The following is a 22,897-nucleotide window of genomic DNA, read 5'->3' on the forward strand; positions in this document are numbered from 1 at the left end:
AAACATTTCTTATGTTACAATTGTGTTACAGAAATATTAAGGAGTGATTCTCGTGAAAAAAATGGTTGTGTTAAGTTTGTTGGTATTGAATTTCCCCCTAGTCGCATTTGCTGATACTTCTGAAAGTATCCCTGATAAAACCGTAAGTTCCAGTCAAGAACAAGTAATTGATAGCGCTTCTCTTTCTGAAGAGCCATTCATTGAAGATCCAGTGTCAGACACTCCATCTTCTGTTGAAGAATCAGTAGAAAAGCAAGATACTACCAATACAGAAGCGGAAATAACAAATCAAAGTAAAAAAACTGAGGCAGAAACCGAAACCACTACTAGTAAGCCAAAAAAGGTAGCAGACACAGTTACTTCAGAAGCACTTGAAGAAAAGAGCGCGACCAAAAATAGTTCCACAAAACAAGTAGAAGTACTTCAAGCGCCAGTAGTTGCTGAAGAAAAAATTATTAATGAATGGACAGCCAACGATATTCGCAAAAATCTGACAAGTGCTGATTACGGAATTAATCAAACTGAATTAAATGGGTATACAGATCAAGAGCTGACAAATGCCTTCAGGTTATTCACGCGTTATAATTTTGATGTTACTGGAATGGACTTGGGCAGCTACGTACGCGTTCTGCGAATGGTCTATCATGATCAATCGATTTCATGGGCAGATGCTGAAAAGGCTTTAGCTTTTAACCCGAATATTTACACAACAACTACCGAACTAGCCAATAACATTGATCAATTGCAGGCCTACTTACGAATTCTGTATTCAAGTAAAGAAGGATTTTTACCACTTCGTCATTTTACAAATGAAGAAATGCTGCACATTTTAGATCATCTTAGTGGCGCAGAAAACGAACTGAGCGCAGCCAATGGTTTATTCTCTGGTCTTGTTCATTGGTTATATAACTCTCAAAAAGGTAACGGACCCATTGAGAATAGTCCTAAGCCAGTTTCGCCCATTCAAAATATGGGAACAACTACTACCGTTGAAAATACAGCCGTGGTCCCTGCTGCAAACACAACAAAAAATGAAGTTCAAGCACAATCTGCTGGTCAAAAAGAATATCCTAAGACAGGTGAAAGTCGCAACCTAGTTTTTACTTTCACTGGAATTGCATTATTTATCATTACAGGTATTGTGATTTTGAAAAGACGTGTACATTCTTAACCATCAATTTCTTACTTATTTCAAAAGCCCCCAAAACAGAAAATGATTCTGTTTTGGGGGCTTTTATAATAGATATGTAATACTAATGCAGTTTTTTCTATCAATAAAATTATTCTTTTGATAGTAACCCTATATTTTTCTCATTATGCTACAATTATGTTACGGAAATTGAAGGAGTGATTTTATGAAAAAAATGGTTGTTGTTGGTTTGTTGTCCTTGTGTTCTCCGCTCATTTCATTTGCTGATACCTCTAATGATGTCCCTGATAATGCTCTAGTTCCTAGTCAAGAACAAGTAATTGAAAGCAGTCCCATTATTGATGGTTCAACGACTGACTCACAAGAAAATACCTCTGATATCTCCACTGAAGGTCAGAATGGTACAGAAACAACCAGCTCAATTCAAGAATCAGACGCTGAAAAACTTTCAAGTACCGAAGAATCTGCAAAAGTCGATCAAGTAGTTGAAACATCTACTACTGAATCGACAAAGGTTGAAGACACAACGACTTTAGAGACGGAAGCTGCAATAATTCCTGAATTAGTCGAAAAGAAAACCATCCCCTTGACAGCTAAACGAGTTGCAACAATAACTGTGCCGTTAGAGACTCCACCCGACGAAAATGGTGTTACTCAAGGGCTGTTTCCTGAATATCTTCGCGAATTCATAAGCAATAATAAAGAGTACGGTGTAAGCGAAAAAGAACTAAAGAGTTACACTGACAAAGATTTAGAGACTGCTTTCTCTCTGTTCGCCGCCTACAGTGGAGACATTAAATCTATGAGCCTTGACAAATACGTAAAAGTACTGCGTATGATTTATCGCGACAAAGTCATTTCAGTGGCGGATTTCGAAAAAGCTCTATCATTTAACTTGAATTCGCTTGAATACACAACAAGCGCTGAATTAGCAAAGGATCTTGACAAATTACAGTTCTATTTACGAACACTTTATTCTTACGAAGACGGCTTTTTCCCAATGCGTACCTTCACAAATGAAGAAATGCTGCGCTATTTAGATTACTTCAGCGCATTTGAAGAAGAATTAGGTAAACGGAACCACTTTTTCTCAGGCTTTATCCATTGGCTGTATTACACTCAGAATGAAGCCGATCCTACTAAAGGAGATAGCCTAATCGTGGTAATTGGATCTGGCCCGAATGAACTGTTCACTCTTGAAAGAACGAAGCTAAACGAAACAGCTAAATCAAAGATCGAGTCTCTTGCTGTGGCTTCGGCTATTCCCAACACAGCTAAAAGAAACAACTTAGCTTCAACACCACAAGCACAGCAAGCAGTCGGACAACAGAATAGTCAAAAGAAATATCCTGCGACTGGAGAAAATAGCAATCCAGCGCTTACGCTTTTAGGGATCGCATCGTTCTTAATCGCTGGTATCATAATCTTTAAACAGCGTGCTCATTCGTAATAGCTTAAAAAGGAGATCAAACAGATTCAGCATCTGTTTGATCTCCTTTTGTTTTAAACTGCAACAGCCTTTTCATTTTTCAAATGCTGCAATTTCTTCTTATAATAAGCAACTTCATCCTCAGAGGAATAAATAAAGTGTCCTGGCGCAATTTCTCGCAAAGAACGAACCTTTCCATCATGAGGTTCTGTTTGATATTTTATACGTCGTCGTTGACGCTCATGATCGGGATCAGGCATCGGAATCGCAGACAATAAACTTTCGGTATATGGATGCACACCATAATGATAAATCTCATCACTACTTCCGACTTCTAATAAATGACCATTATTCATAACACCAATGCGATCGCTAATATGTTTCACCATTGACAGGTCGTGTGCAATGAATAGATAGGTCAAGTTATGCTCTTTTTGCAAGTCCTGCAATAGATTTACGACTTGAGCTTGGATCGATACGTCCAAGGCCGAGATCGGTTCGTCACAGATAATGAAACGCGGACGTACAGCTAAAGCACGAGCAATTCCGATCCGTTGTCGCTGTCCTCCGGAAAATTCGTGGGGATATCGTGTCCCATGACTTGGATTCAACCCAACTGTCTCTAACAGATCATTCACGATTTTGTCCCGCTCTTTTGGTGTTTTAGCCAACCCATTTACATCGATACCTTCTGCAATAATATCTTTGACTTTCATCCGTGGATTTAATGAAGCATACGGATCTTGAAAGATCATTTGAACATCACGTCGAAATTTGGTTAGTTCCGCTTTTCCATGAATTTCTGTTACATCTTTTCCATCGAAAAGTATTTCACCATCCGTTTGCTGGTTCAGGCGAATAATCGTCCGACCCGTGGTTGATTTTCCGCTGCCAGATTCTCCTACTAACCCGAAAGTCTCCCCTTCATTAATATGAAAGCTCACATCGTTTACGGCGCGTACTTCATTTTTACTGCCGGTATTAAAGTACTGCTTCAAATTGTTTACTTCTAATAATCGTTTTTCCATCGTAGTCCTCCGTTTCTCTCGCTAAAATTAAGCGGAATATTGGTCTTGCTTCTTGCGAAAAATATCCCAACGTCGTTGAATCTCAGCTGGAGGAGTGACTACGGGTGCTTGCGGTGCAAGCAGCCAAGTCGCTGCCTTATGAGTATCAGAAAGTTCAAAAAATGGCGGTTCCATTTCTGCATCGATCTTTAATGCAAACTCATTACGGGGATAAAAAGCATCGCCCTTTGGTGGATCCAATAGATCCGGCGGAGAACCAGGAATCGCATATAAGCGATCATTCTCGCTTTCCAATGTTGGCATTGAACCAAGTAATCCCCATGTATATGGATGTTGCGGGTTATAAAAGATTTCTTCGGCTGTACCAACTTCCACGATTCTGCCTGCGTACATTACTGCTACTCTATCAGCAACATTTGCTACAACCCCAAGGTCATGAGTAATAAAGATGATCGACGTTTCGATTTTTTCTTGGATTTCTTTTAGTAATTCTAAAATTTGTGCTTGGATCGTCACATCGAGAGCTGTTGTCGGCTCATCAGCGATCAATATCTCAGGGTTGCAGATCAAAGCGATAGCGATAACGATCCGCTGGCGTTGACCACCAGAAAATTGGTGCGGATAATTTTTCAAACGTTTTTCTGCATCTGGAATACCAACTAGATTCAATAAATCAAGAGCTGCCCTCAAGCTTTCTTTTTTTGAAACATTTTTATGTTTACGTAAAGACTCTGCCACTTGTTTACCAATCGTCATGGTTGGATCAAGAGACGTCATGGGATCTTGGAAGATCATCGCAATTTCTCGACCGCGAATCTTTTGCATTTCTTTTTCTGATTTATCGACAAGATCCTGTCCTTTGAATAAAATCTGTCCTTCATCAATATTGGCGTTACTAGAAAGCAGACGCATGATCGTGCGGGTGGTAACGGATTTACCGCTGCCTGATTCTCCTACGATTGCTAAGGTTTCTCCTTTATTCAAATCAAAGTCCACACCGCGAATTGCTCGAACCTTTCCGGCATAGGTGTCGAATGAAATATTCAAATTATTTACTTCTAAAATTTTTTCCATAAATCGTCACTCTTTCATTTTCGGATCGAAGGCGTCACGCAGACCATCGGCTAACAGATTGAAACAAATCATGATCAGCGAAATAGTCACCGCTGGAATCCACAATAAGTATGGTAAATATAAGAATGTTTTGTACCCGTCGTTCAACAAAGTACCTAATGAAGCGGCCGGCGGTGTTAAGCCTAGTCCGATGAAGCTCAAGAAAGCTTCAAAGAAAATCGCAGTTGGAATACTAAACATCATTTGAATGATGATCACACTGGAAATATTCGGAACAATATGTTTGAAGGCGATCTTCCATTTTGATTCTCCTAAAGTCATCCCAGCAAGGACATATTCTTGGTCTTTCAGTTTGAGGGTCTGGGCTCGAACGATCCGCGCCATTGGAATCCAGTTGGTGATCGCCATAGCAGCAACGATCGAAAATATTCCCGGTTCAAAAACGACTAGCATTAAAATCATGACTACTAGGTTAGGAATACCAGAAAGGATTTCCAAGAAACGCTGCATTGCGTTATCCACCCGTCCGCCTAACATACCGGAAATCAATCCATAGGCAACACCAATCGTGATATCAAACAGCGCTGCGATAAATGCGATCAATAGCGAGATTCGCGTCCCCATAAACAAACGACTCAGAACATCGCGTCCTAGTCCATCCGTTCCTAATAGATAATTCACATTATTTGGAACATCCGCTTGTGCGTATTTATCAACTAATTCACCAGCAACCATTGTTTTTCCGTTTAGGCCATTAATATTCAGACCTGGAACACGTGGAGGTAAATTAATGTAATCAACATTTTGCTTGCTTGGATCTTGCGGTGAAACAAAGATCGTGACGATCGAAATGAAGATAATCACTGCTAACAGGATCATTGAAATAACGGCCGCTTTATTTTTCTTTAAACGACGCCAAGAGTCCTGCAGAAAATTCAGCGAAGGTGTCGCAATCTCCTCACGTTCCTCTTCGGTATTTTTTTGTAAGGGTTGAAATTCATCAGCGGGAATATCAACGATTGAAGGATATTTCATTTCCATTAGCTTTTACTCCCTTCCGATAGACGAATACGAGGATCAACCAATCCATAAAGCAGATCGACAACTAAAATAACAAAGACCAGCATGAATGAGTAAAGAATCGTTACGGCCATAATTGTTGGATAATCATTTGTCATGATCGATTTTACAAATTGTTCTCCAATACCGGGAATCGCAAAAATATTTTCTACTACAAGCGAGCCAGTCATCAGAGCTACTGCCAGAGGTCCCAACAAAGTCATTAATGGAATCAGACTATTGCGCAGACCATGCTTAAAGGCGATCTCCCAACGACTTAATCCTTTTGCCCGAGCTAGTTCAACATAATCACTGTGGAGGACCTCCACCATTTCAGTTCGAATAAAACGAGCCGAGTCAGCCAGCGGCGACATGGCTAGTGCCAGTGTTGGTAAAATTGTATAAGCAAAACCTTCCCATTTAGCAATAGGCAGGATGCGTAATTTCATGGCGAAAATATATTGTAATAATACAGCGAAAACAAAGTTAGGAATCGAACGACCTAAAATCGCAACTAGCGTTGAAGCCGTATCCGCCCATGAGTTTTGTTTCATAGCGGAGATCGTCCCCAAAATGATTCCAACGAATGTTCCGAAAAGAATAGCTTGCAAGCCTAATTGCAATGACGGTCCGATTCGTCCTGCTAACAATGCAGCAACTGCTTGATTTTTGAATTGGAAAGAAATTCCGAAGTTTCCTTGTACGAGGTTTGATAAGTAAATCCCGTATTGCACGATTACCGGTTTATCTAAACCAACTTGCTTATTAAGCATAGCAATCGTTTCTGGACTTAACCGTTCTTGGTTGGTATAAGGTGTCCCTGGCAATAATTGCATTAAGAAGAATGTGATGGTCGCAATCAGCCATAAGGTGATCAACATGAAAAAGACACGTTTAAAAAAATATTTCAGATAACTGCCCATGTGGTGCCTCCTATTTCAGCATAAAGTCATCATTTTTCTAATCACGCTAACGCGGGAAGAAAAGCTGAACTCTTATTTCGTTTCTTTAAAATGTTTTTTTGCTCCGCTCTTAAGTTTTGACTTCTACTTTTGTTATGGTTTAGAGTAGAAATACCTTGCGGATGAATTTTTATCTAAATAGCGTTAGCCATTAATTATTGGAGTGTATGTATGAAAAATAAATTATTTCCCATTGGAATCGGCAGCGGCTTGGCAGTGATCATTGTGATCTACTCGATCATTCAAGATTCATTCTCACTGTTCGCTTTATCAAACCGATTTTTCTTAACCGGATTACCCTTTTTAATCATTGGTATCCTGCTTTGGATTTTTTCTTCGGGCTTCTTCGATTACTTTCAGCATTCAATGCATCAAGCATTTAGCAGGAAGCAAAAGAAAAAATCAGAATTTCAGTCCCTCTCACAAGTCGGACAAGGACGCTACGCTTTTTGGTTGATTGTTGCAGCTGTGTTAATCGCTGCTTCGATCATCTGTGCGTTGTTAGTAATGTTTTAAAAGGAAGTTGGAGCGAGTTTCGCTCCAACTTCTTTTCATTTGTCTAACTATTCTTCAACATAAGTCCATTTATAGTCCCAAGAAGCACCGGCAGGATGATGAACAACCCCTTTGATTTTCTTGTTAACTAAATGAGCTTCAGATAATTGGTAAAGTGGTGCTACGCCTGACTCTTTAGAAATGATCTCATTGGCTTTTTGCAAGTCATCCCAACGAGCTTCTTCATCGCTTGCATCTTTGTTGCCAGAATTTTCAACTGCTTTGTCGTATTCCTCATTGCTCCAACGACCACGGTTATATGAGTTTCCTGTTACGAACAAATCAGTACAGCTAGATGGATCAGCATAGTCAGCTCCCCAACCGCCAAGCAGTACATCAAAATCTCCGGCGTTAGAACGATCTAGACGAACAGAGAATGGTACTGGTGTTGGTTTCACTTTGATACCTGGCAGCGTTTCTTCTAAAGCACTTTGCATATACTCAATAACTTTTTTCGATGAGTCCGTATCAGAGGCCATCAATTCGAATGAAAGTGAATCGATCTTCAATTCTTTTTTCGCTTTATCCCAATACTCTTTTGCTTTTTCTTTATCATAAGGCGCTAAGTTGCCAGCTTCTTTCGCAAAATCCTCATCGGTCTTAGGATTTTTTGACATACCTGACGGCACTAATCCGGTAGATACTACAGATCCATCACCTAGCACTTGGTTGACTAAAGATTTACGGTTGATGGCATAAGAGATTGCTTTACGTAAGTTTTCATTTCTGAATGGTGAATCTTCTTTTCGCTGGTTGTATTCAAGATAGCTGGTACGAGCTTCCTTGAAAGATTTGTATGCTGGGTCATTTGCATTTTGTTGTGCCAATTCACCAGATAGAATCACATCATCAGCTTCGCCATCTTTAAACAAGTTCAAAGAAGTAGAAGATTCCTTGACGACATTGACTTTAACTTTAGATAATTTGACTTCATCTTTATCCCAGTAGGTATCATTTTTCTTATATTCCCACTCCGTATCAGTACCCGGTCCATCAAAGCCTTCTAATGTGAATGGGCCATTATAGACTGCTTTGTCACTTTTAGTGGCGTATTCTTTTCCGTTTGCTTCTACCACTTTTTGATTTTGTGGGAAGAATGAAGGGAATGCCAATAGATAATCGAAATATGGTGTAGGTTTTGATAATTTGATTTCTAATTCATAATCATTGACTGCTTTGATCCCTAATTCATCTGGGGCTTTTTTACCAGCTGTAATGTCAGCCGCATTTTCCACAGGTTCGAACAAGTAAGCATATTCTGAGGCTGTCTCTGGTTTAACTGTACGCTGCCAACCGAAGACATAATCTTTAGCCGTTACTGGATCACCATTAGACCATTTAGCATCTTTTCTTAATTTCACAGTATAGGTTTTGCCGTCATCACTGACTTTGACTTTTTCGCTTGCACCTGCAGGCTGTGGTTTATTGTCTTTGTCTAAACGGTAAATTCCTTCATAAACATTATTTAGTGCAGTAAAACTAATTGTATCTGTCGCTACCGACAAGTCGGCTGTGGGCATTTCTTGTTGGACCACTAAATTAAATGTGCCATTGTCTTTTGCCTTCGCACTTGAACTGCTCTCATCAGTCGAAGCGCTCCCACCGCCGTAACATCCCGCCAGAGCGAGTCCGCAAATTGCGATGATCCCATATGCTAATTTGTTCCTCATATCTTTTTCCCCTTTTGATTCAATTTTCAGAATAATTATGAAGTTCTGAATATGTCGAGTAGTTTAATCATTTGTTTTTAATAAATCAACACATATGCTCTAATAATTTTTTTACTTTCTTGAAAGAATCCTAAGAAAACTTGTAGATTCAACAATTCTCCTAGAAAAATTTTTTATTCTAACAAATTCCGAAAAATATTTTTGTTTTTCGCTCTTTTTCTGACATGCCTGCGATAGATATCTATGTATTTTTAAAAAGTAGAAAAATTTTTTTAAAGAGTTCGATTTATTCTTTCATTTCACGTCTTTTTATAACTAGAGAAATTTATTAGAAATATTTCTCATCTTTTTTTCATAATCGTATTGACAATTCTGCTCTTTTTTTATACGATGATTACAACAATTTTTAAAAAATTCTGACAATAAACGGGTGGTTGCCATGATGAAATCAAATATGTCTTTCAACGCAACTTTATTATTATAGCTGGGACTTTCTGAAAATCATTTCATAAAGTCCCTATTCGCATTGCATCGGAGAAGAAAATGGTTCTTTTCCGGTGGAGTGCTTTTTTTATACCCGTTTTTAAATGAAGGAGGAGTAAAAATGAGAAAGATTCAATTTTTTGACACCACATTAAGAGATGGTGAACAAACCCCGGGAGTAAATTTTAATACAAAGGAAAAGATTCAAATTGCCCTTCAATTAGAAAAATGGGGTGTTGATGTCATCGAGGCGGGATTTCCTATCGCCTCCCCCGGCGACTTCGAAGCTGTCCAAAATATTGCCCGTCAAGTGAAGACAATGACCGTAACTGGTCTAGCCCGCTGTCAGAAAAAAGACATCGACCGCGCCTATGAAGCATTAAAAGATGCGGTTGATCCTCAGATCCACGTTTTCTTGGCTACAAGCGATGTTCACATGCAATACAAGCTGAAAATGTCCAGAGAAGAAGTTCTTTCTTCTATTAAAGAGCATGTTAGCTATGCTCGAAGTTTATTTGAAAAAGTACAGTTTTCACCGGAAGACGCTTCACGCACAGAAAAAGGCTTCCTATTAGAAGCCGTTCAAACTGCGATCGATGCCGGAGCGACGATCATCAATGTACCTGATACTGTCGGTTATTCAAATCCAACCGAATATGGAGGGATTTTTAAATCATTGATCGAAAATATTCGCAGTGATCACGAGATAACTTTTTCTTCTCATTGTCATGATGACTTGGGAATGGCTACGGCAAACGCATTAGCCGCGATCGAAAATGGTGCGAATCGTGTGGAAGGTGCAATCAATGGGATCGGTGAGCGAGCAGGGAACACTGCTCTAGAAGAAGTGGCTTTGGCTCTAGCTATCCGAAAAGATTTTTATCAGTGCGAATCTAATATCGTATTGAATGAAACAAAACGAACAAGTGAGCTAGTCTCCCGCCTTTCTGGTATTCCGGTACCCAAAAACAAAGCGATCGTCGGCGACAATGCTTATGCGCATGAATCCGGTATCCATCAAGATGGAGTATTAAAAAATCCTGAGACCTATGAGATCATCACTCCGACTCTTGTTGGCGTCAATCAAAATTCTCTTCCACTTGGAAAATTATCGGGACGTCATGCATTCAATGCTAAATTAGAAGAACTTGGCTATCAATTAAATGATGAGGATAGCAAAGAAGCCTTCAAACGTTTTAAAGCTTTGGCAGATAAGAAAAAACAAATTACCGATAAAGACTTAGTTGCCCTGCTGGCGGATCAATACAGAGAGGAAATCGAAAAGTACAAGTTAGCGGATGTTCAAGTCCAATATAGCTCTAATGGCTATCAAGGAGCGATCGTCTCAATCGTTGATGAGAAAGACGAAACGAAAGTGGCTTCTCGAATCGGTTCAGGCAGCATCCAAGCAATCTATAACACAATCGATGAATTGTTCCAGCAAAATCCTGAATTAACAGAATATGAGATTCAAGCATTAACGGGCGGTGAAGATGCTCAAGCAGAGGTGCGCGTCACTCTTTGTGATAGAAAAACGCAAGAGGAATATCGCGGAATCGGCGTAGACTTCGATGTTTTACAAGCATCGGCTAAAGCGTATGTCCAAGCTAGTAACCATTTAATACAAAATAATTAACCAAAACCTTCTATATAATATAGTAGAAAAAATACTTTAATACGAAATAGGATGCTAGTTCAACTTTTCGCAGTTTGATTACTCATGAAAAGAAGTTATTCGGTCAAATTAAAAATTAGCATTACCAAGTTTAGTTGAATAGTATACGTGGCGAGAAACAGACTTATTTTTTCGCTTTTTGAAAAAATAAATACTTTAATACGAGATAGGAGCATGCACATGAATAGTAAAATTGTTGTTTTAGCTGGTGATGGTATCGGACCAGAAATTATGGAGAGCGGACTAAAGGTTTTAGCCGCGGTAGAAAAAAATTGCAGCAATACCTTCGAACTGGAAGAAATGCCTTTCGGAGGCGCAGGCATTGATGATGCTGGTGCTTCACTACCAGAAAAGACATTAGCTGCTTGTCAGAAAGCAGATGCGATCTTGTTAGGTGCGATTGGCGGACCTAAGTGGGAGAAAATGGATGATACTCCGGAAAAAGGATTACTGGCGCTTCGGAAGTCCTTAAACTTATTCGCAAATATCCGGCCAGTCTCAGTCTCTTCCGCCCTGCTGCATCTTTCACCTTTAAAGCCAGAAATTATCGAAGGAACTGATTTAATTATCGTACGGGAACTCAGCAGCGGCATTTATTTCGGAGAGCCTCGAGAGTTACAAGAAACGATGGCCTATGACACTGCCCGGTACCAAAAAAGCGAAATCGAACGTATTGTTCATTCAGCCTTCAAAATTGCACAAGGGCGCGGAAAAAAAGTGACCTCCGTAGATAAGGCAAACGTGCTGGCTTCCAGCAAATTATGGCGGGCAACGGCGGAAGAAGTTGCAAAGGATTATCCCGATTGTCAACTGGAACATCAGTATGTTGACTCAGCAGCAATGAAATTGATCCAAAATCCAAAAGCTTTTGATGTGATTGTTACCGAAAATCTTTTCGGCGATATTTTGAGTGACGAAGCTTCCGTACTGCCTGGTTCATTAGGTGTATTGCCTAGTGCAAGTCATAGTGACGGCGGCCCTTCTCTTTATGAACCGATCCATGGTTCGGCGCCGGATATTGCCGGAAAAGGGATCGCCAATCCAATCTCGATGATTTTATCCGTAGCAATGATGTTGCGTCAATCATTCCAAGAAGAACAAGCTGCTCAAGCAATTGAAAAAGCCTGCGATGCAGTTTTATCAAAGGGATTATTTACTCACGATCTAGGTGGAAAAGCAACAACAACCGAATTTACAAATGCGGTGATTCAAGAATTAACTGATCCCATTTCATGTTAAGGGAAAATCTAGTTAAATAAGGAGCGAAAAATATGGGAAAAACACTATTTGATAAACTATGGGACCGCCACGTCGTCCACGGCGAAGAAGGTGCTCCGCAATTGCTTTACATTGATCTGCACTTGATTCACGAAGTTACCTCTCCTCAAGCCTTTGCAGGAATTCGCGAGGCTGGTCGGACGTTGCGTCATCCAGAGCGGACTTTCGCCACGATGGATCATAATACACCGACTGTTGATATTTTTAATTTTACTGATCTAGTAGCAAAAAAACAGATTGATACGCTTAGAGATAACTGCCAAGAATTTGGTGTTCAGCTTTGCGATAACGGCAGCGACCGACAAGGAATCGTCCATATGGTGGGACCGGAAACTGGATTGACGCAGCCAGGCAAGACGATTGTTTGCGGTGATTCTCATACAGCGACCCATGGCGCTTTTGGCGCACTGGCTTTTGGAATTGGAACCAGTGAAGTAGAGCACGTTTTTGCTACTCAAACGCTATGGCAAAATAAACCTAAAAATATGGGAATCAAAATTACTGGCAAATTGCCGAAAGGTGTTTATGCCAAGGATATTATCTTGGCGTTGATTGCCAAATACGGTACGGACTTTGGTGTCGGATATGGAACTGAATTTTATGGAGAAGCAATTGAGAATCTATCCATGGAAGAACGCATGACGATCTGTAACATGGCAATCGAGGGCGGGGCGAAAATCGGATTGATCGCACCAGATGGAAAAACCTTTGACTATGTTGCAGGCCGGCAATACGCTCCGAAGAACATGGAAGCGGCGATCAAAGATTGGAAAGAATTATATACGGACGATGATGCCGTCTACGACAAAGATTTGACGCTAGATGTTAGCAACCTAGTGCCTTTCGTGACTTGGGGGACCAATCCTGAAATGGGGGTTCCTTTTGACGGCACCTTCCCTGCGGTTACTTCTCCTGATTTGCAGAAAGCCTATGATTACATGGACTTGAAACCGGGTCAAACGCCATCAGATATTCCTGTCGGATATGTCTTTATTGGTTCTTGTACAAACGGACGTTTGTCGGATCTCAAGGAAGCCGCGAAAATCGTTGAAGGAAAAAAAGTTCACGATAATGTTACCGCCATCGTCGTTCCCGGATCGCGACCCGTTCGTCAAGCAGCCGAAGAAATCGGCTTAGATAAAATTTTTAAAGAGGCTGGTTTTGAATGGCGCGAACCGGGCTGCTCGATGTGTCTTGGGATGAATCCCGATCGCGTGCCTGCAGGTGTTCACTGTGCGTCAACATCTAACCGAAATTTCCAAGGACGCCAAGGAAAAGACGCGCGCACACATCTTTGCAGTCCAGTCATGGCAGCATTAGCTGCCATTCACGGAAATTTTGTCGATAGCCGTAAGGAGGTCATCTAATGGAGAAATTTACGATCTATACAGGAAAATCTGTCCCTTTGATGAATGATAATATTGATACCGATCAAATCATTCCTAAAGGCTTTTTGAAGCAAGTCGATAAAGCTGGCTTTGGCAAACATCTTTTTGACGAATGGCGCTTTTTAGAAGATGGTTCACCTAATCCCGATTTCATTTTGAACACACCAGAACGAAAAGACGCAACGATCTTAATTTCCGGCGAAAACTTCGGCTCGGGTTCTTCACGGGAACATGCGGCTTGGGCCATTCAGGACTATGGTTTCAAGGCAGTGATTGCCGGCAGCTACAGTGATATTTTTTATATGAACGCTTTGAAAAATGGTCTCCTGCCGATTCGTTTGGATCAAGCTGTACGGGATATTTTAAGTCAACTACCGGCTGATCAAACCATCACTATCGATTTGCCTAAGCAGGAAGTTCAAACTCAAGAAGCCAACTATGCTTTCCAAATTGATCCAACATGGAAAGAAAAATTGGTTGAAGGTTTAGATGATATCAGTATCACCTTGCAATATGAAGATGAAATCGAAGCCTTCGAGAAAAAAATGCCAACTTATGAATAAACAAAGAAAACCAGGTTAAAACTTTCGCTTTAGAAAGTCTTACCTGGTTTTTTTGTTTTATTAATTTACGACCTGTTCTTGTACATACTGCGCGTAAAGCGGATGAGTCGCGATCAGCTCATTGTGAGTGCCGTGACCAGTTACTTCCCCTTTTTCAATGAAGTAAATATGATCGGCATCTACGATCGTTGATAACCGGTGAGCGATCACTAAAGTTGTCCGCCCTTCCATTAATTGATCCAAGGCACGTTGAACTTTTTCTTCTGATTGCGAATCCAAGCTGGCAGTCGCTTCATCCAGCATCAAGATTTTGGGATCACGTAAGAAAGCTCGAGCGATGGCGATCCGTTGTTTTTGTCCGCCGGATAATTTCACTCCGCGTTCACCTAATTCGGTTTCTAATTGCTCGGGGAATTCCCGGACAAATTGATCTGCGTAGGCTAATTCTAAACCATGCCACAATTCTTCCTCTGTTAGTGTCCGCTCCAATCCGTATTGCAGATTCTCACGAATACTTCCAGCAAATACAGCACTATCTTGAGAAACATACCCGATCTGAGAACGCCAGCTCGTCAAGCTAAGATCATCGATCGTGTCATCACCGATTTTAACAGCACCTTTTACTGGTTGATAGAAACGTTCCAATAATGCAAAGATCGTGGATTTTCCGCCGCCGCTTGGTCCGGCAAATGCGATTACAGTATTCGGTTTTGCTTCAAAGGAAACGTTTTTTAAGATTGGACGATCTGCTACATATTGAAAAGTTAGATTTTCTGCCTTGATCGTCTTTCCTGCGACATCCACAGTTTTTCCTGTTTCGATTGGTTCCAAGTCTGTTGTCAAAATTTGTTCAATTCGTTCTGTAGCTCCCATCGCCTTTTGAACTTGCGAGAAAAACATCGCGAAGCTGGCTGCCGGCATCATGATATTAAATAGATACAATAGGAAAGCAACTAAGTCTCCGCTAGTTAATGTTCCTGCTTGAACGCGAACGGCACCATAACCTAAGATACCTACAAATAAACCTAACATAACTGTAGTGATAATGGGCTGCAGCATTGCCTCAACCTTTGCATCTTTAATCCCTAAATGAAAGATTTTATTAATAAATGAGCCGCCGCTGGTTTTCTCAAATTTTTCCCCATTGCTGGCTTTGATTAAACGAATCTCAGACAGTTTTTCACTCGCTTCTGCATTGAAGTCAGCCGTCGCTGATTGCAATTGGCGGCCTAACCGAGACATAATCCGGCCGATCGGCATCATGATCAACGCCATGATCGGAACTGCTAAAAACATCATAGCCGCCATTTTCCAATCCATGACAAACAAGATAATCATCGATCCAACAAGTTGAATCGCCCCAGTAATAAAGTTTGGAAATTGTGTCGCTACTAAATCTTTAATTACCGTCGTGTCATTTACTAAACGCGAGCTGCTTTCACCCGATTTATGATCGTCGTAATAATCAACCGGCATCTGCAATAAATGACTCCATAATTTTTCCCGTAAGGTTTTGACAGCACTTTCTCCGGCATACCGCAGTAAGAAACTGCCGATTGCGCCGAAGGCTAATTGAGCCACGAAGGCTAAAACTAAAACAATCAGCATTGTTCGATCAATTTGTGCTAAATTGCTTGTATCGATCAAGCCTTTTGTTAACTGCGGTACGATCAAACTTGCCCCGCTTGTCAGCAAACTTAAAAACAAACCGAGCGCAAACAATGATTTCTTAGGATTGACACTTAAAAGTAATCGTAAAAAATCTTTCAATTTGTAACTGCTCTTTTTATTCTCGCCTTCAGAAATTCTTTCAGGCGCCATACTCATATCCCGATCCATAATTGGTTCCTCCTAGTTCACAGCATTAAAATTTCTGATTGCGAAATTTCACTGCATCTATCATTTAAAAATCTTCCCATTCGGTGTCTTCTGAATCTTTGGTTTTATCAGATCCATCAAAGCAATCACGATTGCCCCAGAAGTTGCGACGGAAATCATGTTGGAAATTGCGAGAAAAGTCTCGTGAGGCATTCCGCATCTCACGCTGCATTTGGTTCCGCATTCGATGCTGTTCTTCCCGCGAAAGATTTTGCCAATCCTCCGACCAGTTTTCAGCGAACTGTTCACGCATCGCTTGCATTTGTCGTAACCGGTCCATTGGATCTACAAAGCGGCCCGCCTGTTTTTGAAAATCTTCTTGCCAACCGGCAGAAATCTTTTGCAGGTACTCACTAAATTTCTCCTGTTCTTCCTCCGTCAAGCCTGCGAAAAAGCTCTCACTCATATCCTCGCTGACATAACTAAATTTTTGAGCTTTCTGTTTGCCCTTTTCAGTTAGAAAAACACGTTTGATCCGTTTGTCATGCTCTTCTTCTTTTCTTACGACATCGCCGCTTTTTTCCATCTTCTTCATTAATTCAGCCAATGAACTTGGACGAATATCTAAAATTTCAGCTAACTGGCTTTGAATCAAGCCGTCTTCTTTGGCTAAGATCGCCAACACTCGCTGCTGACCATTTAGTTTTTGCCGCTTGCTCATAAATGCATTACTAGCAGAACTGATAAATCGTAATTGACGCATCAAGTCTTTTGTAAATTCACTCATTATTAAAATCTCCTTCTTCATTTGTTAAAGTTCGGTACCTAACTTTATTTCGATTTTCATTATAGTTCGGTACCGAACAGTTGTCAACAACTAAGCTGTATTTTCTTCTGAATCCATCATTTTTAATTTAGCCAATTTCATCTGGACTGTTTACTGATCAATCCAATCCATAAAAAAAGGATTCGACGAAATTCGCCAAATCCTTTTTGAATTAATGCTTATGTTGTTCTTCTTTAACGGGACAGCCGCTATCGCAATCTTCACAGGAGCTGCCATTTTTGATTCGCCGATAGACGATCACTCCAGCACCGCCGAAGATTAATATGCTCAAGATTATAGTTGCCATTCTTTCACCTCTTTGATCTCTTCAATCGTAATCGTCGGTGTTTTCTTAATAGGTTTTCTTACAACGAAGTAAATCATCGCTGCTAATACGATGCCGGCCAAGATCAGGCCAATACCGATCTCACCATTTTCAAAAATCACATGACCAAATTGATACACGATGAAGCTTACAGCATAAGCCAATCCACATTGATAGCCAATTGCACGCCAAGTCCATTTGATATCGCCCATTTCACGATGAATCGCGCCAATTGCGGCGAAACATGGTGCACATAGTAAGTTAAATACCAAGAATGAATAACCCGCAATCGGTGTGTAGGCCGCCTGCAATGCTTTCCAGATTTCCACCCCGTCTTCTGCTACTTCAGCATGACGATATAGAATTCCGAATGTTCCGATCACATTTTCTTTTGCGACCAGACCAGTGATCGCCGCAACAGCTCCGCGCCAATCTCCCCAGCCTAATGGTGCAAACAACGGTGCAATCAAGCCACCCAAAGCAGCTAGGATACTATCATTCTCATTCACTGATTGTAATGAGAAATTGTAGCTGGAAATAAACCAGATCACGATGCTTGAAACAAAGATGATTGTTCCTGCACGCTTAACAAAGGCTTTACTGTGATCATAAGTATAACGTATCGTATTACCGATTCTAGGCATATGATATACAGGAAGCTCCATGATGAATGGGGCTGGGTCGCCAGAAAAGAGTTTTGTTTTCTTCAATGCAATCCCTGATAAAACAATCGCGCCCATACCAACAAAGTAAGCAGACGGTGCTACCCAACTGCTATTAGGGAAGAATGCACCAGCAATCAATGCGATGATCGGTAATTTCGCCGAACATGGCATAAAGGTAGTCAGCATCGCGGTCATCCGACGATCCTTTTCATTCTCGATCGTCCGGCTTGCCATAACTCCCGGCACTCCGCAGCCTGTAGCAATCAGCATTGGAATAAACGATTTTCCGGATAAACCAAATTTACGGAAAATTCGATCCATGACAAAAGCAATTCGGGACATATAGCCGCAGTCTTCCAAAAGCGCTAAACATAAGAAAAGCACCATTAATTGCGGAAGGAATCCTAAAACGGCTCCGACTCCAGCAATAATCCCATCCAAAATCAAGTTTTGCATCCACTCGGCAACATTCCATGACTGCAAGGTTGAGCTGACGAAATTCGGTACAATATCACCGAATAGATTTTCATTCACCCAATCAGTCCCCATTGTCCCGATCGTTTGAATAGCAATATAGTAGATCAGCCACATGATTAAAGCAAAGATTGGCAGCGCCAAGAAACGGTTCGTTACGACGTGGTCGATCTTATCGGAGATAGACAGCTTAAATTGATCTTCATCAACCACACATAAGGTCTTTAAATGAGTAATAAAATTATAGCGTTCATTAATGACCAGACTCTCCGCATCTTCGCCGAAAATCTTTTCTGTGATCTTAATGATTTCTCCTATTTCTTTTTGTTGGATCGAGCTAAGATCCAAATCTTTTTTAGCCCGTTCATCTCGCTCAAATAATTTTAAACTATACCAGCGGCTATATTTCTCCTGCGCTGTACTGCCTAAAACTTCTTCGATCTCCTTCAGCGCGGCTTCTAAACGATTATCATAATGAGGAAAACTGACTTCCTCTACACCTTTTTTGATCAGATGCAACGCCTCATTGATTGTCTTATCCAGTCCCCAGTTTTTCAACGCGCTGATACCAACTACCGGCACGCCTAAAGCATAGGATAATTTTTCCAAATTGATTTGCTTACCGCTTTTTTTGATGATGTCCATCATATTCACGGCTACGATGACGGGAATCCCAGTCTCGATCAATTGTGTCGTCAAATAAAGATTTCGCTCAAGATTTGTTCCATCGATAATATTGACGATAGCATCAGGTGTCCCTGAAAGCAGATAATCCCGCGCCACGACTTCTTCAGGAGAATATGGCGAAAGCGAGTAAATTCCGGGAAGATCATCAATGATCACTTCAGAATCCTTCTTATAAATACCTTCTTTTCGCTCAACCGTTACACCGGGCCAGTTTCCAACAAACTGATTGGTTCCGGTCAAGACGTTGAAGGTACTTGTTTTACCACTATTGGGATTTCCTGCTAAAGCAATATGTGTCTTCGCCATCTATTCCGCCTCCTTCGATACGACCACCATCTCTGATTCGTTTTTTCGTAAACTTAATTCATATCCTCGGACCCGCAGCTCGATAGGATCTCCTAAAGGTGCCAGCTTCACGACCTTCACTTGTGTCCCTTTTGTCAGTCCCATGTCCATCAAGCGGCGTTTTACTGCACCGGTACCGTGAACATTTACTACAACACCCTGTTCACCAGCACTCAACTGATCCAACGAGACCCATGTTTCTTGATCCTCCGTTAGGTCCTTCACAAGTATTTGTTTTAATAAAGACTGAGATAAAGCCAGCCGCGTATTATGTAATAGAATAATTCCGTTATCGCCAGATTGATTCACGACGGCAACTTTAGAGCCGACGATCATCCCCAAATCCTGCAGCCGATGCTTTAAATCATTTTCCAACTTCATTTCATCAACCTGAACGACTTGATTCAATGAAACATCTGCCAAAGTTGTCATACACTTCTCCACCTAACTCTAATTAATAATGAGAATCTTTCTCACTAAGAATAGCTTCATTTGATAGTAAAGTCAATGAATGGTCGGAGATTTTCTGCTTTTTGTGAGCAATTTGTTTGACAATCACTGATTTATTTGTTTCTAAATCTATTTTAGCGTTATTAAAAAAACTTTTTTCGAGTAAAAAAACATCTCATAACGCTTTTTTTATTTGTGTAAAGGGATTTTCCTTTGAAACTGTCCGTTTTCAGCTTTTTTGCAAAAAACACAAAGAGTAGTATACCAATATTTAACCACCACAATATATGGTATTAAACGATTGACTTTTTCCCTACATCTTTTATACTAGTAATTGTAGAAATCAAGGGAGGTAGTCTTATGGTAAAAGTCTATTCAAAAAACAATTGTATGCAGTGTAAAATGGCAAAACGTTATTTAACTGAGAATCATATTTCATTCGAAGAGGTCAATATCGACAATGAGCCCGAAGCTCTAGGTTTTCTAAAAGATCAAGGTTTCCAAAGTGTCCCAGTTATTTTCGGCGGACAACAAGCCATCATCGGTTTCCGACCAGATCAATTGAAAGCATTAGCGTAATTCGAAACTTTGCGATCCACGATTGCAAAGTTTTCTTATTTTATAAATTGAAAGGCGGTACGAACTCGTCCAGCTTTAGAGCGATAAGACTAAAATTTTTCAAAATGGCTTCTCACATTTTGGAAAAATTTTTGCTTATCGCCGAAAAAGCTAGTTCGTGTAGCCAGACATCAATAGCAGGAAAAAAACAAACAGAAAGATGTGACGAGATGAGTTTGAAGGATCTAGGTGAAGTATCTTACTTCAAGTTAAACAACGAAATTAACCGTCCAGTAAATGGACAGATCCCACTAAATAAAGATAAAGAAGCCTTAGCAGCTTTTTTCAAAGAAAATGTTGAACCAAATACCCACACATTTTCTTCCGTTCAAGAAAAAATCGACTATTTAATAGAAGAAGAATTTTTAGAAGCAGAATTTCTTGCGAAGTATACCCCTGCTTTTATTGAGAAACTCTTCAATTACTTAGCGGACCAAAAATTTACATTTAAATCATTTATGGCGGCCTATAAATTTTACTCACAATATGCCTTGAAGAATAATGCGGGCACAGAGTATTTAGAAAGCTATGAAGATCGTGTTGCCTTTAACGCTTTGTATTTTGCGAATGGCGACGAAAAATTGGCATTATCATTAGCTGATGAAATGATCCATCAACGTTACCAACCGGCTACCCCTTCATTTTTAAATGCTGGACGTAAACGCCGCGGCGAATTGGTGTCTTGTTTCTTGATCCAAGTAACAGATGATATGAACAGCATCGGCCGTTCAATCAACTCAGCGCTGCAATTATCACGCATCGGCGGCGGCGTAGGGATCAACCTATCAAACTTGCGTGAAGCAGGTTCACCAATTAAAGGCTACGATGGTGCCGCTAGCGGTGTGGTTCCAGTCATGAAATTATTCGAAGACAGCTTTTCTTATTCTAATCAATTAGGCCAGCGTCAAGGTGCCGGTGTGGTTTACTTAGATGTTTTCCATCCGGATATTGAAATGTTCTTATCTGCTAAAAAAGAAAACGCAGATGAAAAGATCCGCGTGAAGACTCTTTCACTTGGTGTAACGGTACCGGATAAATTTTACGAATTGGCTCGTAAAAATGAGGATATGTATTTGTTCAGCCCTTATGGTGTCGAACGTGAATATGGTGTCCCTTATTCTTATGTTGATATTACAAAGGAATACGACAACTTAGTTGCAAATCCAAATATCCGCAAGAAAAAAATTCGTGCCCGTGATTTAGAAAATGAACTCTCTAAATTGCAGCAGGAATCTGGTTATCCATATATCATCAACATCGATACGGCCAACCGGACCAACCCGATCGACGGAAAAATCGTTATGAGTAATTTATGTTCTGAGATTTTACAGGTCCAAACCCCTTCTACCATCAATGGACGTCAAGAATATGATGTACTAGGTACTGATATTTCATGCAACCTTGGTTCAACCAATATCGTCAACCTGATGGAAAGTCCAGACTTTGGTCAATCGGTTCGTACTATGACTCGGGCTTTGACCTTTGTCACCGATGAATCAGATATCGAAGTGGTTCCTTCTATTCAAAACGGTAATAAATTGAATCATACGATTGGTTTAGGTGCGATGGGCTTGCATAGCTTCTTCGCCAAGCATTTGATGGAATATGGTTCAGAAGAATCCATCGACTTTACCAATATTTATTTCACTTTATTAAACTATTGGACATTGGTGGAAAGTAATGAATTAGCGAAAGAACGCAAGACTGTCTTCCATAACTTTGAAAAATCAGACTATGCGAATGGTTCTTATTTTGATAAATACACAACCGGCGAATTCGTTCCAAAAACAGACAAGGTCAAAGAAATCTTTAAAGATATCTTCGTGCCGACTGCTGAAGATTGGAAAAACTTAAAAGCAGCCATTCAAAAAGATGGTTTGTATCACCAAAACCGCTTGGCCGTTGCGCCGAATGGTTCGATCTCTTATATCAATGATACTAGTGCCAGCTTGCATCCGATCACTCGTTTGATCGAAGAACGTCAAGAAAAGAAAATTGGTAAGATTTATTATCCAGCGCCTTACTTGAATAATGACACCTTACCTTATTACACTTCTGCTTATGATATGGATATGCGTAAAGTGATCGATGTATACGCAACAGCTCAACAGCATATCGATCAAGGAATGAGTTTGACCTTATTTATGCGTTCTGAAATTCCAGACGGTTTGTACGAATGGAAAACAGAAAGCAAACAAACAACACGTGATTTGAATATCTTACGTAACTATGCCTTTTATAAAGGCTGCAAATCGATTTATTATGTGCGGACCTTTACGGATGATGCCGAAGAAATCGGATCAAACCAATGTGAAAGCTGCGTAATCTAACTATGACTGTTACCTCTCCTGCCTTTGCTTGAGAGGTAATGCTAT

Annotated in this window: 19 protein-coding genes; 9 read left to right on the forward strand and 10 right to left on the reverse strand. The window is 40.5% G+C overall.

Features of this window, described 5'->3' with window-relative positions; translation table 11 throughout:
- The first annotated feature begins 61 nt into the window (after window positions 1–61).
- Both FFR60_RS06185 and FFR60_RS06190 read left to right on the forward strand, forming a co-directional pair.
- Window positions 62–1,171 (forward strand): LPXTG cell wall anchor domain-containing protein, encoded by a 1,110-nt coding sequence (locus FFR60_RS06185; RefSeq protein WP_249354963.1) that lies wholly within the window; start codon window positions 62–64, stop codon window positions 1,169–1,171.
- A gap of 184 nt (window positions 1,172–1,355) precedes the next feature.
- A complete protein-coding gene (locus tag FFR60_RS06190) occupies window positions 1,356–2,600 on the forward strand; it encodes an LPXTG cell wall anchor domain-containing protein (protein ID WP_137663470.1) in 1,245 nt (414 codons plus the stop codon).
- 53 nt (window positions 2,601–2,653) lie between these two features.
- On the opposite strand, the gene FFR60_RS06195 is transcribed toward FFR60_RS06190, so the two are convergent.
- From FFR60_RS06195 to opp3b, 4 genes are read right to left on the reverse strand one after another with little or no spacing between them, the layout of a single operon-like run.
- Window positions 2,654–3,607 carry an ABC transporter ATP-binding protein gene (locus FFR60_RS06195; protein ID WP_137663471.1) on the reverse strand — a complete coding sequence of 318 codons (954 nt, stop codon included), beginning with the start codon at window positions 3,605–3,607 and terminating at the stop codon, window positions 2,654–2,656.
- A 27-nt stretch (window positions 3,608–3,634) separates the two neighbouring features.
- Window positions 3,635–4,681 (reverse strand): ABC transporter ATP-binding protein, encoded by a 1,047-nt coding sequence (locus FFR60_RS06200; RefSeq protein WP_137663472.1) that lies wholly within the window; start codon window positions 4,679–4,681, stop codon window positions 3,635–3,637.
- A gap of 6 nt (window positions 4,682–4,687) precedes the next feature.
- Entirely contained in the window at window positions 4,688–5,722 is a 1,035-nt protein-coding gene (opp3C, locus tag FFR60_RS06205; RefSeq protein WP_088933182.1) for an oligopeptide ABC transporter permease, read from the reverse strand.
- Window positions 5,722–6,663, reverse strand: a complete 942-nt coding sequence (gene opp3b, locus FFR60_RS06210; RefSeq protein ID WP_088933183.1) for an oligopeptide ABC transporter permease — start codon at window positions 6,661–6,663, stop codon at window positions 5,722–5,724. Before opp3b ends, opp3C begins: the two co-directional genes overlap by 1 nt.
- A gap of 210 nt (window positions 6,664–6,873) precedes the next feature.
- Here opp3b and FFR60_RS06215 point away from each other — a divergent pair, with 210 nt between their 5' ends.
- Window positions 6,874–7,218 (forward strand): DUF3899 domain-containing protein, encoded by a 345-nt coding sequence (locus FFR60_RS06215; RefSeq protein WP_088933184.1) that lies wholly within the window; start codon window positions 6,874–6,876, stop codon window positions 7,216–7,218.
- 47 nt (window positions 7,219–7,265) lie between these two features.
- Here the strand turns inward: FFR60_RS06215 and FFR60_RS06220 are convergent, their stop codons facing one another.
- The gene (locus FFR60_RS06220; RefSeq protein ID WP_137663473.1) at window positions 7,266–8,927 is read right to left on the reverse strand and encodes a peptide ABC transporter substrate-binding protein; all 1,662 of its coding nucleotides are present in this window, start codon (window positions 8,925–8,927) and stop codon (window positions 7,266–7,268) included.
- A gap of 604 nt (window positions 8,928–9,531) precedes the next feature.
- On the opposite strand from FFR60_RS06220, the gene FFR60_RS06225 reads away from it, so the two are divergent.
- The 4 genes from FFR60_RS06225 to leuD all read left to right on the forward strand — a co-directional run bounded on the left by FFR60_RS06225 (window position 9,532) and on the right by leuD (window position 14,314).
- Window positions 9,532–11,046, forward strand: a complete 1,515-nt coding sequence (locus FFR60_RS06225; RefSeq protein WP_137663474.1) for a 2-isopropylmalate synthase — start codon at window positions 9,532–9,534, stop codon at window positions 11,044–11,046.
- A gap of 219 nt (window positions 11,047–11,265) precedes the next feature.
- Entirely contained in the window at window positions 11,266–12,324 is a 1,059-nt protein-coding gene (gene leuB / locus FFR60_RS06230; protein WP_137663475.1) for a 3-isopropylmalate dehydrogenase, read from the forward strand.
- Window positions 12,325–12,356: 32 nt separating this feature from the next.
- Window positions 12,357–13,730 carry a 3-isopropylmalate dehydratase large subunit gene (gene leuC, locus FFR60_RS06235; protein WP_137663476.1) on the forward strand — a complete coding sequence of 458 codons (1,374 nt, stop codon included), beginning with the start codon at window positions 12,357–12,359 and terminating at the stop codon, window positions 13,728–13,730.
- Window positions 13,730–14,314: a 3-isopropylmalate dehydratase small subunit gene (gene leuD, locus FFR60_RS06240; protein ID WP_137663477.1), complete on the forward strand. Its 585-nt coding sequence runs from the start codon at window positions 13,730–13,732 to the stop codon at window positions 14,312–14,314. The genes leuC and leuD overlap by 1 nt, the downstream gene beginning before the upstream one ends.
- A 60-nt stretch (window positions 14,315–14,374) precedes the next feature.
- Here the strand turns inward: leuD and FFR60_RS06245 are convergent, their stop codons facing one another.
- From FFR60_RS06245 to FFR60_RS06265, 5 genes are all read right to left on the reverse strand, one after another.
- Complete coding sequence (locus FFR60_RS06245) at window positions 14,375–16,153, reverse strand: ABC transporter ATP-binding protein (protein ID WP_137663478.1); 1,779 nt, start codon at window positions 16,151–16,153, stop codon at window positions 14,375–14,377.
- Window positions 16,154–16,217: 64 nt separating this feature from the next.
- Window positions 16,218–16,919, reverse strand: a complete 702-nt coding sequence (locus tag FFR60_RS06250; RefSeq protein WP_137663479.1) for a MarR family winged helix-turn-helix transcriptional regulator — start codon at window positions 16,917–16,919, stop codon at window positions 16,218–16,220.
- Window positions 16,920–17,130: 211 nt separating this feature from the next.
- The gene (locus FFR60_RS06255) at window positions 17,131–17,265 is read right to left on the reverse strand and encodes a FeoB-associated Cys-rich membrane protein (protein ID WP_137663480.1); all 135 of its coding nucleotides are present in this window, start codon (window positions 17,263–17,265) and stop codon (window positions 17,131–17,133) included.
- Window positions 17,253–19,415, reverse strand: coding sequence for a ferrous iron transport protein B (gene feoB, locus FFR60_RS06260; protein WP_137663481.1), 2,163 nt, complete (start codon window positions 19,413–19,415; stop codon window positions 17,253–17,255). Before feoB ends, FFR60_RS06255 begins: the two co-directional genes overlap by 13 nt.
- Window positions 19,416–19,886 (reverse strand): FeoA family protein, encoded by a 471-nt coding sequence (locus tag FFR60_RS06265; RefSeq protein ID WP_088933194.1) that lies wholly within the window; start codon window positions 19,884–19,886, stop codon window positions 19,416–19,418.
- A gap of 378 nt (window positions 19,887–20,264) precedes the next feature.
- On the opposite strand from FFR60_RS06265, the gene nrdH reads away from it, so the two are divergent.
- Window positions 20,265–20,483 (forward strand): glutaredoxin-like protein NrdH, encoded by a 219-nt coding sequence (gene nrdH / locus FFR60_RS06270; protein WP_010780000.1) that lies wholly within the window; start codon window positions 20,265–20,267, stop codon window positions 20,481–20,483.
- A gap of 209 nt (window positions 20,484–20,692) precedes the next feature.
- Window positions 20,693–22,852 (forward strand): class 1b ribonucleoside-diphosphate reductase subunit alpha, encoded by a 2,160-nt coding sequence (gene nrdE / locus FFR60_RS06275; RefSeq protein WP_137663482.1) that lies wholly within the window; start codon window positions 20,693–20,695, stop codon window positions 22,850–22,852.
- Window positions 22,853–22,897: the final 45 nt, after the last annotated feature.

It is taken from the genome of Enterococcus hulanensis, from assembly GCF_005405485.1.
Classification (GTDB): domain Bacteria; phylum Bacillota; class Bacilli; order Lactobacillales; family Enterococcaceae; genus Enterococcus_A; species Enterococcus_A hulanensis.

Excerpts from the sequence above, each read along its gene's own strand:
- FFR60_RS06185 (WP_249354963.1), top strand. The coding sequence starts at position 62 with ATGGTTGTGTTAAGTTTGTTGGTATTGAATTTCCCCCTAGTCGCATTT.
- FFR60_RS06190 (WP_137663470.1), top strand. The coding sequence starts at position 1,356 with ATGAAAAAAATGGTTGTTGTTGGTTTGTTGTCCTTGTGTTCTCCGCTC.
- FFR60_RS06195 (WP_137663471.1), bottom strand. The coding sequence starts at position 3,607 with ATGGAAAAACGATTATTAGAAGTAAACAATTTGAAGCAGTACTTTAAT.
- FFR60_RS06200 (WP_137663472.1), bottom strand. The coding sequence starts at position 4,681 with ATGGAAAAAATTTTAGAAGTAAATAATTTGAATATTTCATTCGACACC.
- opp3C (WP_088933182.1), bottom strand. The coding sequence starts at position 5,722 with ATGGAAATGAAATATCCTTCAATCGTTGATATTCCCGCTGATGAATTT.
- opp3b (WP_088933183.1), bottom strand. The coding sequence starts at position 6,663 with ATGGGCAGTTATCTGAAATATTTTTTTAAACGTGTCTTTTTCATGTTG.
- FFR60_RS06215 (WP_088933184.1), top strand. The coding sequence starts at position 6,874 with ATGAAAAATAAATTATTTCCCATTGGAATCGGCAGCGGCTTGGCAGTG.
- FFR60_RS06220 (WP_137663473.1), bottom strand. The coding sequence starts at position 8,927 with ATGAGGAACAAATTAGCATATGGGATCATCGCAATTTGCGGACTCGCT.
- FFR60_RS06225 (WP_137663474.1), top strand. The coding sequence starts at position 9,532 with ATGAGAAAGATTCAATTTTTTGACACCACATTAAGAGATGGTGAACAA.
- leuB (WP_137663475.1), top strand. The coding sequence starts at position 11,266 with ATGAATAGTAAAATTGTTGTTTTAGCTGGTGATGGTATCGGACCAGAA.
- leuC (WP_137663476.1), top strand. The coding sequence starts at position 12,357 with ATGGGAAAAACACTATTTGATAAACTATGGGACCGCCACGTCGTCCAC.
- leuD (WP_137663477.1), top strand. The coding sequence starts at position 13,730 with ATGGAGAAATTTACGATCTATACAGGAAAATCTGTCCCTTTGATGAAT.
- FFR60_RS06245 (WP_137663478.1), bottom strand. The coding sequence starts at position 16,153 with ATGGATCGGGATATGAGTATGGCGCCTGAAAGAATTTCTGAAGGCGAG.
- FFR60_RS06250 (WP_137663479.1), bottom strand. The coding sequence starts at position 16,919 with ATGAGTGAATTTACAAAAGACTTGATGCGTCAATTACGATTTATCAGT.
- FFR60_RS06255 (WP_137663480.1), bottom strand. The coding sequence starts at position 17,265 with ATGGCAACTATAATCTTGAGCATATTAATCTTCGGCGGTGCTGGAGTG.
- feoB (WP_137663481.1), bottom strand. The coding sequence starts at position 19,415 with ATGGCGAAGACACATATTGCTTTAGCAGGAAATCCCAATAGTGGTAAA.
- FFR60_RS06265 (WP_088933194.1), bottom strand. The coding sequence starts at position 19,886 with ATGACAACTTTGGCAGATGTTTCATTGAATCAAGTCGTTCAGGTTGAT.
- nrdH (WP_010780000.1), top strand. The coding sequence starts at position 20,265 with ATGGTAAAAGTCTATTCAAAAAACAATTGTATGCAGTGTAAAATGGCA.
- nrdE (WP_137663482.1), top strand. The coding sequence starts at position 20,693 with ATGAGTTTGAAGGATCTAGGTGAAGTATCTTACTTCAAGTTAAACAAC.